The sequence below is a fragment of the Sinomonas gamaensis genome (assembly GCF_005876955.1).
GTDB lineage: Bacteria > Actinomycetota > Actinomycetes > Actinomycetales > Micrococcaceae > Sinomonas > Sinomonas gamaensis.
Genome location: NZ_SSCL01000011.1, coordinates 26,857 through 39,661, shown reverse-complemented (window position 1 = coordinate 39,661; position 12,805 = coordinate 26,857). Strand labels below are relative to the sequence as shown.

At 67.4% G+C, this 12,805-nt stretch carries 17 protein-coding genes; 5 read left to right on the top strand and 12 right to left on the bottom strand.

Annotation, left to right across the window (positions count from 1 at the left end; translation table 11 throughout):
* Nucleotides 1-35 precede the first annotated feature (35 nt).
* Nucleotides 36-1,955, top strand: coding sequence for a Stk1 family PASTA domain-containing Ser/Thr kinase (pknB, locus tag E5679_RS14480; protein WP_138417096.1), 1,920 nt, complete (start codon nucleotides 36-38; stop codon nucleotides 1,953-1,955).
* Here pknB and E5679_RS14475 read toward each other — a convergent pair.
* Nucleotides 1,952-2,197, bottom strand: a complete 246-nt coding sequence (locus E5679_RS14475) for a hypothetical protein (RefSeq protein ID WP_138417094.1) — start codon at nucleotides 2,195-2,197, stop codon at nucleotides 1,952-1,954. The genes pknB and E5679_RS14475 overlap by 4 nt on opposite strands.
* Before the next feature lie 81 nt (nucleotides 2,198-2,278).
* Nucleotides 2,279-2,920 carry an aminodeoxychorismate/anthranilate synthase component II gene (locus E5679_RS14470; RefSeq protein WP_138417092.1) on the bottom strand — a complete coding sequence of 214 codons (642 nt, stop codon included), beginning with the start codon at nucleotides 2,918-2,920 and terminating at the stop codon, nucleotides 2,279-2,281.
* Nucleotides 2,921-3,087: 167 nt separating this feature from the next.
* On the opposite strand from E5679_RS14470, the gene E5679_RS14465 reads away from it, so the two are divergent.
* Together E5679_RS14465 and E5679_RS14460 are read left to right on the top strand one after the other, a co-directional pair.
* Nucleotides 3,088-3,405 carry a cell division protein CrgA gene (locus tag E5679_RS14465; protein WP_138417090.1) on the top strand — a complete coding sequence of 106 codons (318 nt, stop codon included), beginning with the start codon at nucleotides 3,088-3,090 and terminating at the stop codon, nucleotides 3,403-3,405.
* Nucleotides 3,398-4,120: an alanyl-tRNA editing protein gene (locus E5679_RS14460; RefSeq protein WP_138417088.1), complete on the top strand. Its 723-nt coding sequence runs from the start codon at nucleotides 3,398-3,400 to the stop codon at nucleotides 4,118-4,120. Before E5679_RS14465 ends, E5679_RS14460 begins: the two co-directional genes overlap by 8 nt.
* Before the next feature lie 24 nt (nucleotides 4,121-4,144).
* On the opposite strand, the gene E5679_RS14455 is transcribed toward E5679_RS14460, so the two are convergent.
* From E5679_RS14455 to sigK, 6 genes are all read right to left on the bottom strand, one after another.
* Entirely contained in the window at nucleotides 4,145-4,621 is a 477-nt protein-coding gene (locus tag E5679_RS14455; RefSeq protein ID WP_138417086.1) for an SRPBCC family protein, read from the bottom strand.
* Entirely contained in the window at nucleotides 4,618-4,950 is a 333-nt protein-coding gene (locus tag E5679_RS14450) for an ArsR/SmtB family transcription factor (protein ID WP_171042399.1), read from the bottom strand. The genes E5679_RS14455 and E5679_RS14450 overlap by 4 nt, the downstream gene beginning before the upstream one ends.
* A gap of 157 nt (nucleotides 4,951-5,107) precedes the next feature.
* Nucleotides 5,108-5,827, bottom strand: coding sequence for a GAF and ANTAR domain-containing protein (locus tag E5679_RS14445; RefSeq protein ID WP_138417084.1), 720 nt, complete (start codon nucleotides 5,825-5,827; stop codon nucleotides 5,108-5,110).
* A gap of 105 nt (nucleotides 5,828-5,932) precedes the next feature.
* Nucleotides 5,933-6,376 (bottom strand): DUF4383 domain-containing protein, encoded by a 444-nt coding sequence (locus E5679_RS14440; protein ID WP_138417082.1) that lies wholly within the window; start codon nucleotides 6,374-6,376, stop codon nucleotides 5,933-5,935.
* Between the two features lie 84 nt (nucleotides 6,377-6,460).
* Complete coding sequence (locus E5679_RS14435) at nucleotides 6,461-7,315, bottom strand: anti-sigma factor (RefSeq protein WP_138417080.1); 855 nt, start codon at nucleotides 7,313-7,315, stop codon at nucleotides 6,461-6,463.
* Nucleotides 7,308-7,913: an ECF RNA polymerase sigma factor SigK gene (gene sigK / locus E5679_RS14430; protein WP_138417078.1), complete on the bottom strand. Its 606-nt coding sequence runs from the start codon at nucleotides 7,911-7,913 to the stop codon at nucleotides 7,308-7,310. The genes E5679_RS14435 and sigK overlap by 8 nt, the downstream gene beginning before the upstream one ends.
* 175 nt (nucleotides 7,914-8,088) lie before the next feature.
* Between sigK and E5679_RS14425 the strand changes: the two genes are divergently transcribed.
* Nucleotides 8,089-8,268, top strand: coding sequence for a hypothetical protein (locus tag E5679_RS14425; protein WP_138417076.1), 180 nt, complete (start codon nucleotides 8,089-8,091; stop codon nucleotides 8,266-8,268).
* Between the two features lie 73 nt (nucleotides 8,269-8,341).
* Here the strand turns inward: E5679_RS14425 and E5679_RS14420 are convergent, their stop codons facing one another.
* The 4 genes from E5679_RS14420 to E5679_RS14405 are packed head-to-tail and all read right to left on the bottom strand — an operon-like array spanning nucleotide 8,342 to nucleotide 11,896.
* Complete coding sequence (locus E5679_RS14420) at nucleotides 8,342-9,085, bottom strand: MBL fold metallo-hydrolase (protein WP_138417074.1); 744 nt, start codon at nucleotides 9,083-9,085, stop codon at nucleotides 8,342-8,344.
* Nucleotides 9,086-9,125: 40 nt separating this feature from the next.
* On the bottom strand, nucleotides 9,126-10,274 hold the full coding sequence (gene dgoD, locus E5679_RS14415) for a galactonate dehydratase (RefSeq protein WP_138417072.1): 1,149 nt from the start codon (nucleotides 10,272-10,274) through the stop codon (nucleotides 9,126-9,128).
* Nucleotides 10,275-10,292: 18 nt separating this feature from the next.
* Nucleotides 10,293-10,898 carry a 2-dehydro-3-deoxy-6-phosphogalactonate aldolase gene (locus tag E5679_RS14410; protein WP_138417070.1) on the bottom strand — a complete coding sequence of 202 codons (606 nt, stop codon included), beginning with the start codon at nucleotides 10,896-10,898 and terminating at the stop codon, nucleotides 10,293-10,295.
* Nucleotides 10,895-11,896, bottom strand: a complete 1,002-nt coding sequence (locus tag E5679_RS14405; RefSeq protein WP_138417068.1) for a 2-dehydro-3-deoxygalactonokinase — start codon at nucleotides 11,894-11,896, stop codon at nucleotides 10,895-10,897. The genes E5679_RS14410 and E5679_RS14405 overlap by 4 nt, the downstream gene beginning before the upstream one ends.
* A gap of 68 nt (nucleotides 11,897-11,964) precedes the next feature.
* Between E5679_RS14405 and E5679_RS14400 the strand changes: the two genes are divergently transcribed.
* Nucleotides 11,965-12,717: an IclR family transcriptional regulator gene (locus E5679_RS14400; protein WP_249336152.1), complete on the top strand. Its 753-nt coding sequence runs from the start codon at nucleotides 11,965-11,967 to the stop codon at nucleotides 12,715-12,717.
* Nucleotides 12,718-12,805 lie beyond the last annotated feature (88 nt).

Sequence of the window (12,805 nt, the reverse complement as noted above, 5' to 3'; positions counted from 1 at the left end):
GACTAACAGTCCCTTCAGCCGGGAAATACGAGGTCATGACGCAGCCCACCCACACGCCCCTGGAACGAGAGGACGAGCCGATGCCCCAGCCCGTCGTCCTCTCGGGCCGTTATGTGCTCGGACGGCTTCTGGGGCGCGGTGGCATGGCGGATGTCTTCGAGGCGCAGGACACGCGGCTCGGCCGGACCGTGGCCGTCAAGATGCTCCGCCCGGACATGGGTCGCGACCGGCAGCTGCGGGTGCGCTTCGAACGCGAGGCGCAGGCCGTGGCGGCGCTCAACCACCCGAACATCGTGGCGGTGTACGACACGGGCGAGCGGTCGGCCGACCCGCTCAACCCGGCGTCCGTAGAAGTGCCGTTCATGGTCATGGAGCTCGTGACCGGACGGACCCTGCGCGAGCTGGTCCGCGAGGGCCCGATCCCGCAGGACAAGGCCCTCGAATACGTCCAGGGCGTTCTGTCTGCGCTCGAGTACAGCCATCGCGCAGGGATCGTCCACCGGGACATCAAGCCGGCAAACGTCATGGTGTGCGACGACGAGACGAGCGGCGTCAAGGTCATGGACTTCGGCATCGCGCGTGCTGTCGCGGAGTCCGGTGCGACCATGACCCAGACGCAGGCCGTGGTCGGAACCGCCCAATACCTTTCCCCTGAGCAGGCACAGGGGCAGACGGTTGACGCGCGGAGCGACCTGTACTCCACGGGATGCCTCCTCTACGAGCTCCTCACCGGCCGGCCGCCTTTCGTCGGCGAGTCGCCGGTCTCGGTCGCGTATCAGCACGTCCAGGTCGAGGCCCCGAAGGCCCAGGAGTTCAATCCCGCAGTCACGGATGCCGTGCAGAGCGTCCTCGACAGGGCGCTCCAGAAGGACCCCGCACGCCGCTTCCAGGACGCGGGCGCGTTCCGCCGCGCGCTGCGCGCGGCCGGCGCGGGACGAGCGCTTCCCACCGCCGCTATGGACGACGCCGAGCACACCGAGGCACTGGCCCTCGCCGCCGCCGGGGGCGGGCTGGCCGCGGACAGCGCGCAGCCGCCGTCGCCTCATCTGGGCGACACGGGCGAGATCCCACTCGTGCCGGCGCAGGATGCCGACCACTTCCTCGCATTCGACGACGACGAGCCAGAGGAACGCCGGCGGAGGCATCGGGGCGGCATCGCCATCTTCCTGGTGATCGCGCTCCTGGTCCTCGGCGGCGGCGGCTATTGGCTCTACAGCTACCTTACGCAGCCGCCCGCGATCGTCTACGTCAGCGTCCCGAACGTCGCGAACCTCAAGGACACCGACGCGTTCGCGAAGCTCACCCAGCTGGGCCTCCAGCCCGAATTCGCTCAGAAGCCGAGTGCGGACGTGGCCAAAGGCCATGCCATCGACACGATCCCGTCGATGGGTTCGCAGCTGGAGAAGAACGCGAAGATCGTCATCGAGATCTCGAGCGGCCCGTCCTCCGCGGTGATCCCCCAGAGCCTCATCGGCAACACCGAGGCGGGCGCTCGGGACCTCCTCCGCTCACTCGGCCTCGTCCCCGCGGACCAGTCGAAGACCGCCAACAGCGCAACCGTCCCGTTCGGCCACGTCATCACCGTGTCCCCCGGCGTGGGGCAGACGGTGGCGATCGGCTCTCAGGTGGTCCTGACGGTCTCCACCGGCAAGGTCGCGGTTCCCGATCTCCGCGGGCGCAGCGTGGACGAGGCGAAGGCGGCCCTCGCCGACCTCAAGCTGGGCGTGCAGGTCAACCAGGTCGCCACGAGCGCCGTCGCGCCGGGCACCATCGTGGACCAGAGCGTGCCCCCGGACGGAACCGTCGATCAGGGCGGCACCGTCGTCCTCACGATGGCGGTGGCTCCGCCCGCGCCGCCGGCGCCGGCACCGTCGTCGTCCTCCTCAAGCCCCTCGGCGCCCAACCCAGGCCCTTCCGACAAGAAGGGCGGGAACGGCAACGGTGGCGGCGGCTAGCTGAGCCGCTGGGAATCGAAGATCGCCGCGGCCACGTCGGACCTCAGGTGGTACTCGCGGTTCTCCACGGGCCACAACGGGCCGTTCACCACGTAGTAGCCGCGCCCCTCACCGGGGCCGCCCGCAGCCGCGTCGATCGCGGCGACAAGCCCGGCATCGAGGATCTGCCCGCGCCCTCGGGACCTCAAGGTCTCTAGTTCCGCGGGCTGCAGGGCAGCGATCATTCTTGGAATATCGACCATGGGGGGCCTCCTCGGACGCATTGTCTTAACGCCGTAAGGCCCCCAGTGTAAGTCCGCCGAGTGCGCCGCGGAGCTGTGAATTCACTGGGCGTGGATGAGCGGGCTCAAGGTGGAGGCCTTCTCCGCTGCGCCCTCGAGGCCGAGTGACTCGAGCCAGTTTCCGAGCATCTGGTAGCCGCCCTCGGTGAGCACGCTCTCTGGGTGGAACTGCACGCCGCTGAGCGGGGCGCTCTTGTGCTGGAGCCCCATGATGACGCCCGAGTGCGTATGCGCCGTGACCTCGAGGACCTCCGGAATCGAGTCCGCGACAGCCGCGAGGGAGTGGTAGCGCGTGGCGGTGAACGGCGACTTGAGTCCGGCGAAGACGCCCTTGCCCTCGTGCTCCACGAGGGAGGTCTTGCCGTGCATGAGCTCGGGAGCATGCGTGACCTTGCCGCCGTAGGCCTCGGCAAGGGCCTGATGGCCAAGGCATACCCCGAGCATGGGCTTTCCGGCGTCGCCGCACCACTTGATGAGTTCGATGCAGACGCCCGCCTCGCCCGGATTGCCGGGTCCGGGAGAGATGAGGACGCCGTCGCGTGCCTCGGCGAGCTCGATGGCCTCGGCGAGGGAGACGTCGTCGTTCCTCACCACGGTGGTCTCGGCGCCGAGCTGCTGGAGATAGCCCACCAGGGTGTAGACGAACGAGTCGTAGTTGTCGATGACGAGGATGCGGGTGGTCATTGCGGTTCGGCCAATCGTGGGAGTGGGTGGGCCGGCAGGCTGGGACGGCTAGACTTGGCTGTCAGAACCAGTGATCAGCCAGCCCAGCGGCACCCCGGCGCGTCGGCGGTGCTTGCAGGATACCAAGCGGGTCCCGGCAGAGCGGAAGCCGGCCCCGAGGAGGACCAGTGCCCGATTCCCCGGACAAGCCCGAAACCACTGCGCGCGCTTCCAAGAGCGCAGACAAGGCGCTCACCAAGAACAAGGCCGCCAGGGCGCGGAACAAGGCCAAGAAGAAGCAGCGCCCCCAGAAGGCCGCGGGCCCCACGCCCCAGTGGTACAAGTACCTCATGTTCGGGCTCATGGTGGTGGGCCTGCTGTGGATCATCGTCTTCTACGTGACCCAGGGGCTCTACCCCGTGCCGGCGCTGGGCAACTGGAACATCCTCGTGGGGTTCGGCGTAGCCATCGCAGGCTTCCTCATGACGCTTCGCTGGCGTGGCTGACGCACCTTCCTCCCCCGCGCGCCCCGCGCAGGAGCAGGCCTACTACGGCGACACGTACCTCACCGACACTGAGGCCTACGTCGTTGCGTCCGGCGAGACCGCGGACGACGGCGGCGCCTCACCCTGGATCGCCGTCTCACCGAACATCTTCCATCCCAAGGGCGGCGGTCAGCCGTCAGACGAGGGAACGGTCGACGGCGTTCGCGTCGCCCCGGAGCGCAGCGACGATGGCCTCGTGATCCTGACCGGAGACGCCCTCTCGGCGGCCCCGCTCGCGGTAGGTGCTGCCGTCCGCTGTTCTGTGGACGCCGAGAAGCGTCGTCTCCATGCTGCCCTCCACACGGCCGGCCACATCCTCGGTGCCCTTGGCGAGGCGCGCGGGTGGCGGCACTCGGGGCACAGCCACTTCCCGGGGCAGGCTCGGCTCGACTTCGACCCCGAGGGCCACGAGGACGAGCTCGCGAGCCCCGAACTGCGCGAGGCCGTGCGGGCCGAGCTGCAGACGGGGATGGACCAAGCCCTCGCCAGCCGAGGTGCCGTCACTGCCGCCGTGGACGAAACCGGCCACCGGACCGTCACCATCGAGGGCGTCAATGCCGAGCCCTGCGGCGGGACCCACGTGCGGTCTCTGGCGGACCTGACGAACGTGCGGATCCTCGACGTGAAGATCAAGCGCGGCGCCATCAAGGTCCGGTACGAGGCCGAGCACGCCTAGGACGTGTGCCTGGCTGCCTCTCGCTCAGCCAGCCAAAAGCGCGGCATAGCGCGCGAGGTAGAGCGGCCATCCGCCGTCGTTGTCGACGCCCGCGTACAGGTCCTCCCAGCCGGGGCCGTGACGGTCAAGGTGGCGATGCTCGAGCTCGACCCGCGTGCGATGCGGACCCTCCGCCACGAAGCGAACCTCGACTTCGCTCGCGTTTGCGAGGTCTGGCTCGACCTGCCAGGTGGTGCCGATGTCCCAGCTGAACACGAGGCGATGCGGCGGCTCGAAGGCAAGCACGCGCGCCCAGCGGCACTCGCTGCCATCCACGCCACGGTCGTAGACGTGCCCGCCGACCCGTGGCTCGAAGACCGTCTCGGCGATCGGCACCGGGAGCAGGTTGTGCTCGTGCGGCTTGATCTCGTCGAAACGCTCGGTGAAGACCTTGAACGCCCGTTCCACGGGAGCCTCGACCGTGATCACCTTCCGGACCACGGAATCTGCTGCCAAAGTCATTTCTCCTCTTTTTCTTCAGCTTTTTCTTCAACGACCGATTCGTAGTTGGCGAGTGCGCGATTCCAGAACATGTCGAGCTGGTCGCGCAGTGCCTGAACGCCAACGGGATTGAGGCGATAGACGCGCCGGGTGCCGACCGTCTCGTCGCTGACAAGACCGGTCTCCTTGAGCACTTTCAGGTGCTGGGAAACAGCCGGACGGCTGACCGGCAGCTGCTCGGCGAGTTCCCCTACCGGACTGGGATGCTCGGCGAGCCGCTCCATGATGGCGCGGCGGGTGGGATCACCCATCGCGTCCCAGACGTCAGACTGCCATTCGTAAGTTCCCACGAACAGTAAGCTAGCACTTACGGTGCCGGCTCACAAGAGTGCCTATCGCCGAAACCCCCGTAAACCGCCGAAGCCCCCGGTTCGAGCCGGGGGTTTCGAGGGGTTTCAGGGGTTTCAGGGGTTTCGAGGGTTTCCCTTTCAGGTCCCCCCTCGGGGATCAGCTGAAGTAGGTCTTGGGGTCGGCGTCATCGAAACGCGCCAGAATCGAGGTGGCGATGTCGCGGAGCTTGACGTTCCTGTTCATGGACGCGGTTTTGAGGACGTCGATGGCCTTCTCCTGCGAGCAACCGGACTGGGCCATGATGACACCGGCCGCGAGATCGATGGCGGTGCGGGATTCGAGGGCGGCGGCGAGATCCGAGGACTTGTCCGACTCGTTCTCGAACCGCACGGCGAGGAGCACGGACTTTGCGGCGAGCGCAGCTAGATCTTCGGCTCGGCTCTGACCTTCGAAGCCGGGGTCAGAGCTATAGCAGTTGAGGGCGGCGGACGCTCTGGACGTGGATGGCAGGGGAATCGGTGTGGCAAAGATCGAGCGAATGCCTTTTCCTTCCATGGCCTGCCGGTACCGCGGATAGCGTTCGTCTTTGAGGAGGTCCGGCACGTCGACGGAATGACCCGTCCTCACGGCGTCGGTGCACGGCCCTTCGCCGGAGGAGTACTGGATCTCATCCATCGCCGCGGCCATTTCGTCGCTGCTCGCGATCGTGTCCTTCCGGCGTTCACGCGCAACGGTGACGCTGCAGTGAACTTCGTCGGGCCCGGACAGGTCACCGGCTGCAACTTCACAGAGCCTCTGGAGAAAAGTGGCCAGATCGTCGCTCTCGAGCAGCAGATCGAGCAGGTCCTCCGAGCCAGTGGCACTGAGCTCTTCCATTCCCCAACGATACCCAGCAAATCCGCTCCGGAACCGAGGTATTCGCCGAAAAAGCCGCGGCACCCGGACTGGCCCGGACACCGCGGCTCCTGGCGGCTGAGACGTTCAGCGGGTACGCGACACGGTTTGCCTTCCGAGCACAAGGCCAACGGCCAGCATGCCGATGCCGAGCAGCAGATGGAGAACGTTGTCCGCGGCGTTCACCGGGACGAAGTTCCCTGCCATGTCGCCGTTGAAGATGAGGCCATAGACGAAGAGCACCAGATAGATCGCACCGCCCCACACGAGGTAGCCCTTCGCGGACCCCATGCTCCGGGCAAGGGCGAGGCCGGCCACGCCGAACAGCACGTGCACGATGTTGTGCAGCACTGAGACCTGGAACAGCCCCAAGAGCATCGCGTGGGATCCGTGCCCCGCGAAGCCCAGGCTGCCGACGTCGGAGGTGATCCCAGGGATGAAGCCCAGGATTCCGACGACGAGGAAGACCGCGCCCACCACGGCGGCCGCGAGTTGTACGGGAGTGCGATGCGAGATGACGGACGTTGACATGACTGCTCCTGTCGTTGCTGATCGAATGCCTGCACGCACACTTCGGAGCAGTCCGCGTCCCGGATTGGCCTCGGCTTGGTGGGATCAGGCGATCGGCGCGAGGAGGATCGGCTGAGTGGTGGGCTGCGGCGACCCGGCGGCGGGCTCGACCGTCACCCCGAGGAGCGCTGCACCGTCCAGGCCACCTGGCAGCTCATTCCACGTGCTCCCCTCCGCGACCGCGACCAGCCCCGCGGGCTTTGCCGCCCCGCCCGCGTCGATGAGCCACAGCTCGTACGCCTTTCCCGCCGGCGGCGCGGCCATCCCGATGGTCACCACTCCGGCCAACTGAGCGTCCTTCGAGTGGGCGATGAGCATGGTCGCCCCGCCCGGGGCCGGGACCTCCTGGACCTTGGCGTCGGGTTCCGAGAGGATCCTGTCGATCACGCCCGAGCGGGACGTCTGGGCCGCCGCGAGCTCGCGGAGCGCTGCATCGCGCTGCTGCTGGGCCTGAAGGCCCCACACGCCGGTGCCGACCCCGGCGACCAGCAGGACCGCTGCGGCCGCGGCGAGCCATCGCGCAACCGGAGGGAGCGCACGACGACGGCCCCCGCCCCTGCTTGCGCCGTCACCTTTACCGTGTAGAGGTGACGGCGCAACGGGGGCGGAGCCGGCCTCGGGCGTCACGGGACGGGAGCTGGTCGGAGGCGTCACCGGTTGGGGTGTCGCGCCCACCTGCGGCGTCACGGCGATCTGTGCCATCAGGCGCTCCTTGAGCGCGGGGGGCGGGGGGACCGGGGTCGTCCCGGCGGCGAGCAGCGCGGCAGTCTCGCTCAGCTCGCGGGCCTCCTCCGCCGTCGGATCCCCAAAGGGAAGGGCCCGCTCGAAGCGCCGCCGTTCGTCGTCGTCGAGCGCGTTGAGGGCATAGGCGCCGGTCAGCAGGTGCAGCTGGTCATCCATGGCTCACTCCCAACACGTCTCTCAGGCGGATCATCCCGTCACGGATTCTGGTCTTCACAGTGCCCAGGGGCAGGCCCAGGGCGTCGGCGACTTCGCCGTACGTGTAGCCGCCGTAGTAGGCAAGTCGGATGGCCTGCCGCTGGATGTCGGTGAGCGATTCGAGGGCTTTGCGGACCCGCTCGCTCTCGAGCGCCACTTCGACCTGGTGCTCGACGTCGTCGTAGCTCTCCTCGAAGTCCTTGATGCCTTCCCGAAGATCGCGGTCGGTCGCGGCCTGGGCGGCGCGGACACGATCAACCGCGCGGCGGTGGGCCATCACGGTGATCCACGCCCGGGCGCGACCACGGTCGGCGTCGAAGCGCTTGGCCTGCTGCCACACCTCGAGGAACACCTCTTGGGTGACCTCCTCGCTCTGTGCAGCATCGCGCACCACGCGGAGGACGAGTCCATGCACGAGCGGCGCGAGGGCATCGTAGAGGGCCCCGAAGGCCCCTTGGTCGCCCTGCGCCACGCGGCTCATGAGCTCATCGATGTCCGGTGCGGAAACACTCCCGGCGTCGCGATCCGGCATGTAGACAACTGTCTCACGTCTTCGCATCGCGCTCCTTGAACTCGCCTTTCCTAGGGGATTCGGAGCGCGGAAGCGAAAGGATTGGGCAGGGTGGGATCCGTCACAATGTGCGGCGGCCGGGCGAGGCCCTTCGTTACAGTGGAAGCTGGTCGCCTCAAAGCCGAGGCAACCCACCGTCCGACATCAAAGAAGGCAATGGCGCATGACCTTTGAATCGAACTCCGTCACCGTGAAAATCTGGGATCGCGAGACCGCCCACCACACACTCGAAGCGGCCGTAGCCCACATTTCCCGCTCCGCCAACGCCCCGCGAGACCGCGTGAAGGTCATTCGCACAGGGCCGAACATCTTCACTGTCGGTATTGGCGAGGAAATGGCGTAGAACTCGCTCAATTACTGAAATGCCGCCGCACCAAACGGTGCGGCGGCATTTTCTTTGGCTATTGTCGGCAGCCTCAGTGCGCCCCAGCATTCCTCGCATAGCGGGCAGCAGTCTCCGCCCCGCGCTGCCAGGGGTCGCCGTGTCCGGGAAGCACCGTCGTCGCGCCTGTGGCGGCGATCGCGTCGAGGGAGGCGAGCGCTTGGGAGGTGTCCTTCGTCGCCGCCGACGCCACGATCTGGGGGCCGACCTTGCCTGTGTAGGGGTCGAGCGTCACGAGCGCGTCGCCGCTCAGCACGGTGTCGCGCCGAGGCAGGTGAAGGATGCAGTGCCCATCCGTGTGGCCTGGCGTATGCACGACGGCGGGCGACCCCGGCACCGGGAGTTCGGCGCCCGCAGTGAGCGGCTTCGTGTCGGCGACTCCTTTCACCGCGAGCGCGCCGGCAATCGCCATCCGCCCGAGCTTGGGAAGCGAGCGCGGGTGGGTGAACGGGTAGAGGAAGCGGTTGCGCTGCGGCGTGTAGCGGTAGGGGTGCGCCGCGAGGTGCCGGTCGCCCGCATGGACGAGGACCGGCGTCGACCATTCCTCCTGAAGGCGCCGCGCGAAGCCGACGTGGTCGAAGTGGCCGTGCGTGAGCACGAGCGCCTCGACGTCGGACGGCTTCCGACCGATGTCCTTCAGGAGCGTCTGCAGTATGGGCCACATGCTCGGAAGCCCGGCGTCGACCAGAGTGAGGGCCCCGCCGTCCTCGATCACATAGCAGTTGACGTAGGCGTGCGTGATGAGGTGGATGCCCTCGGCGACGTGGGGAACGAGCATGCCAGCCCGCTACCCGTGATCAGACGGCCGGAAACCCGGCTCACCATTCGGCGACGGAACCGTCCCGATGCCGCCACACCGGGTTCCGCCAGCGGTGCCCCTCCGCCGCACGCTCCACGACGTATTCCTCGTTGACATCGATACCCAGGCCGGGGCCGTCGGGGATCTTCACCATCCCGTCCTCGTAGGCGAAGACCGAGGGGTCGGTGACGTAGTCGAGGAGGTCATTCGAGGTGTTGTAGTGGATCCCCAGGCTCTGCTCCTGGATGAACGCGTTGTAGCAGCCGGCGTCGATCTGGAGGCACGACGCGAGGGCGATCGGGCCGAGCGGGCAGTGCAGCGCGAGGGCGACATCGTACGCCTCGGCCATGTGGGCGATCTTGCGGGCCTCGGTGATGCCGCCGCAGTGCGAGGCGTCGGGCTGGATGATGTCCACAGCGCCGGTCGCGAGGATCTCCTTGAAGTCCCAGCGCGAGTAGAGCCGCTCCCCCAGCGCGATGGGCGTCGGCGTGTTGCGCATGACGTCGAGCAGCGAGTTCGCGTGCTCGGACAGCACCGGCTCCTCAATGAACATGAGCTTGAACGGCTCGAGCTCCTTGATGAGCACCTTGGCCATGGGCTTGTGGACCCGCCCGTGGAAGTCCACGCCGATGCCGATGTTGGGGCCCACCGCTTCCCGGATCGCCTGAACGTTCTCGAGGCAGCGTTCGACCTTGTCCCACGTGTCGATGTACTGCAGCTCTTCGGTGCCGTTCATCTTCACGGCGGTGAAGCCGCGGTCGACGGCGGCTCGCGCCGCCGCGGCCGTCTCACCCGGGCGGTCCCCGCCGATCCACGAATACGTGCGGATGCTCTCGCGGACCTTCCCGCCGAGGAGTTCGTGGACGGGGACGCCGAGGGCCTTGCCCTTGATGTCCCACAGCGCCTGGTCGATGCCGGCGATCGCACTCATCATGATGGGCCCGCCGCGGTAGAAGCCAGCCCGGTACATGACGGTCCAGAGGTCCTCGATATTGCGGGGATCCTGGCCGACCACGTAGTCGGAAAGCTCCTCCACAGCTGCAGCAACCGTCGCCGCGCGGCCTTCGACAACGGGCTCGCCCCAGCCGGTGACGCCCTCGTCGGTCTCGATCTTGAGGAACAGCCAGCGCGGGGGGACGGTGTACGTGGTGAGCGACGTGACTTTCATGATGACTCCTGTTCTCGTCTAGCTGGACGCGCTGCGCCACGCGGCCATGAGCTCGGCAGCACGGGTAGCCACGTCGTCCGCGCTGCGGCCGGGCTTGTAGAGGGTTGAGCCGATGCCGGCACCTGCGGCACCCGCCGCGACCCACGCGCCCAGGTTCTCGGCGTCGATGCCGCCCACCGGCAGCAGCTCGGTACCCGGCGGGAGCACGGGCCGCCAGGCCTGCATTCCGCTGATGCCCACGGAGTCCGCGGGGAACAGCTTGAGGGCGGTAGCACCGGCGTCGATCGCTGCGAATGCCTCGGTGGGCGTCGCGACACCCGGGTAGCTCCGCATGCCGGCGGCCACGGTCGCGCGGATGACGTCCGTGTTCATGTTCGGCGAGACGACCATGTCCGATCCCGCTTCCCTGACCAGCTCCACCTGCCCGGTCGTCAGGACCGTTCCCGCGCCCACGGCGCAGTCCTCGGGCAGTGCGGCTCGGATGAGCCTGATCGATTCGAGCGGGTCTGGCGAGTTGAGCGGGACTTCGATGGAGCGGAAGCCCGTCTCGTAGAGCGCCTTCCCGATGGCTTCCGCCTCCGCTGGCGTGATGCCGCGGAGGATCGCGACGAGTCCGGTGGTCATGGAGTCTCCTTCTCGACGATTGCGCTGCGGTCAACAATTCCCAAGGCGACCGCGGTGCGCCACAGACCCGTGGCGACGGCGTCCTCGGGGGCGAGCGTCGATTTCACGCCGGCGCGCTCGAGGGCCCTTGCATAGCGCCAGGCGAGTTGTGCGTTGGCGCAGATGGTCGCCTCTTGGTGTTCCCCCATCCAGCTCCGCGCGAACCGCTCCACCTCGGCGCCGATCATGAGGCCCGAGACGTAGTCCTTGACTGCCGTGGGCTTGAGCTGGCCGGCCATCACGAGGGTTCTGGCGGAGAAGAGTGTTGACGCGATGTCAGCCTCCCGCCCGAATGCGACGTCAAGGCCGCGCTCGAACGCCGTGATGTCAGGTTCCTGTGCGTCTTCGGCGAGCCTTGCGATGATGCTCTGCTTCGTGACCAGACCGAACAGCTCGCCGGTCATCGACGTCACGAAGTCCGTCACCACAGTGCCTTCGAGCCGGACCCACTTCGTATGGGTCCCCGGAAGGACGACGACGGCGGGCTCGGCCGACGTCGCGGGCTCGCCCACGCTGTGGGGCGCCTCGGGAAGTGCGCCGAGCAGCTGCGTTTCCTCGCCGCGGATGACATCGGGGAAGTCCTGGCCGCTGCCCTCCTTGAAGAGGCCCGGGATGATGTAGAGCGGACCATACGGAGTCGCGACTTCTGTGAGGTAGTCGGGTCGGGACATGAGGTCCACGGGCAAGTTCTGGTAGCCAGCCTCGACCCAGCCCTGATTGCTTCCGACCATTCCGGAGGCCACGAGCGGGAGCTTGGGGTTGCGTTCCAGCCACGGCCCGCAGAGGTCCGCGAGTTCGCGTTCGAAGGCCGCTTCCCGGTTTCCCGACTGGGTGAGTGCGAGGACGCCGCGGCCGCCGGGTCGCTGGTCGAAGACCGCGCCGTCATCGCCTAAGAGGTAGGCCCGGCACGAGGTGGTGCCCCAATCCAGCCCGATGAGGCGGGGCGAGAGGTCGGTCATGGCGAGAGTCTTTCGAGAGCGTCCCGGAATGTCGAACAGCGTCCCAAATATAGGGATATACTGCGGTGGTGCTGAATGATATTTCCCTGCCTGCGGGGACTCAGACTCTCGCGCGTGGGCTGGAGGTGATCCGCGCCGTCGCACATGGAGCGACGGACCTGCGGAGCGTGACGGAGGTGACCGGCCTCGGACGGAGCACAGCCCACCGCCTGGTGCAACTGCTCGAGCGCTATGGATATCTGCGGGTGGCGGCGGGCCGCGACTATTCGCTCGGGCCCACGCTCATCGAATTCGGGTTCCGCGCCCTGCATCAGAATCCACTGCCGGTTGTGGCTCGGCCGATTCTCGAAGAACTCGCCGAAAAGGTCCAGGACACCGTGCACCTCGCCATTGTCGACGCGGGAGAGGTGCTGTATCTCGACAAGATTCCCGGAAATCGGGGGGCCGAAATGAGGTCGAGAATCGGTCATCGCATGCCTTTGACGAAGACTGGAATCGGAAAGGCGCTCATCTTGGACCGCGGCGACGAATGGCGGGCACTCTACGAGGCCGAACACCGAGGCAGTGCGGACGGAGCAGAAGAATTCGTCGGACGGATGGAGGACTATCGGCGGCATGGAGCCGCCATGGACCTCGAGGAGAACGAGCCGGGAATTCGGTGCGTTTCTGCTCCCATTCGGGACGCCGGTGGCGTCATCGTCGCCGCGGTAAGCGTGTCCGCGACGAAGCCTTTCATGCCAGCCCAGCGCATGCGCGGACTGGTGCCCGTAGTGCGGGCCGCCGCGCGGTCGATCTCGCGGTCGCTGGGATACGGGGGGTGATGATCTCGCGCCTCCTGCAGTGGTGGAGCCGAGGAAAAGGGAGGGTGGTTACGGCTATGGACGTGCGGGTAGTGCGGGGGAATGAACC

Coding starts and splice junctions, on each gene's coding strand:
- E5679_RS14475 (WP_138417094.1), bottom strand. CDS start 2,197: ATGGTCGATATTCCAAGAATGATCGCTGCCCTGCAGCCCGCGGAACTA.
- E5679_RS14405 (WP_138417068.1), bottom strand. CDS start 11,896: ATGACCGACCTCTCGCCCCGCCTCATCGGGCTGGATTGGGGCACCACC.
- dgoD (WP_138417072.1), bottom strand. CDS start 10,274: ATGAAAGTCACGTCGCTCACCACGTACACCGTCCCCCCGCGCTGGCTG.
- E5679_RS14410 (WP_138417070.1), bottom strand. CDS start 10,898: ATGACCACCGGACTCGTCGCGATCCTCCGCGGCATCACGCCAGCGGAG.
- E5679_RS14435 (WP_138417080.1), bottom strand. CDS start 7,315: ATGGATGACCAGCTGCACCTGCTGACCGGCGCCTATGCCCTCAACGCG.
- E5679_RS14455 (WP_138417086.1), bottom strand. CDS start 4,621: ATGACTTTGGCAGCAGATTCCGTGGTCCGGAAGGTGATCACGGTCGAG.
- E5679_RS14440 (WP_138417082.1), bottom strand. CDS start 6,376: ATGTCAACGTCCGTCATCTCGCATCGCACTCCCGTACAACTCGCGGCC.
- sigK (WP_138417078.1), bottom strand. CDS start 7,913: ATGCGAAGACGTGAGACAGTTGTCTACATGCCGGATCGCGACGCCGGG.
- E5679_RS14445 (WP_138417084.1), bottom strand. CDS start 5,827: ATGGAAGAGCTCAGTGCCACTGGCTCGGAGGACCTGCTCGATCTGCTG.
- pknB (WP_138417096.1), top strand. CDS start 36: ATGACGCAGCCCACCCACACGCCCCTGGAACGAGAGGACGAGCCGATG.
- E5679_RS14470 (WP_138417092.1), bottom strand. CDS start 2,920: ATGACCACCCGCATCCTCGTCATCGACAACTACGACTCGTTCGTCTAC.
- E5679_RS14420 (WP_138417074.1), bottom strand. CDS start 9,085: ATGCTCGTTCCCCACGTCGCCGAGGGCATCCACCTCATCACGCACGCC.
- E5679_RS14425 (WP_138417076.1), top strand. CDS start 8,089: ATGACCTTTGAATCGAACTCCGTCACCGTGAAAATCTGGGATCGCGAG.